Origin of the sequence: Escherichia sp. KCJ4928 (assembly GCF_004352695.1) — a bacterium.
Lineage (GTDB): Bacteria > Pseudomonadota > Gammaproteobacteria > Enterobacterales > Enterobacteriaceae > ECMA0423.
Genome location: NZ_SJWV01000828.1, coordinates 1 through 255, shown reverse-complemented (window position 1 = coordinate 255; position 255 = coordinate 1). Strand labels below are relative to the sequence as shown.

The 255-nt window shown below is 58.8% G+C and carries 1 pseudogene; it reads right to left on the bottom strand.

The annotated features are described in order from the left end of the window. Positions 1–255, bottom strand: a pseudogene (locus E0D98_RS26965) (pilus assembly protein); the annotation flags it as partial.

Genomic DNA, 255 nt, shown 5'->3' with positions numbered 1-255 from the left:
CAAGTAGTGGCAGGATCAGCAGGGCGAGGGAGAAGCACTGACGGGGTTTTCCGGGCAGTATGCGGCGACTGACAGTGGCTACCATGGTGTGGGTATCGGCATCTTCATTACTGAGATACTGACAGGCTAGGAAAAGGTCGGCTTTCTGTGCCCGGGCAAAGTCGCGGGCATGCCGGTACTGTGAGGGCAGTGTTTTCCATTCCAGACCGGCCAGAAACACATTGCGCCCTGCCGTCAGCGGAAACACCTGCCGCC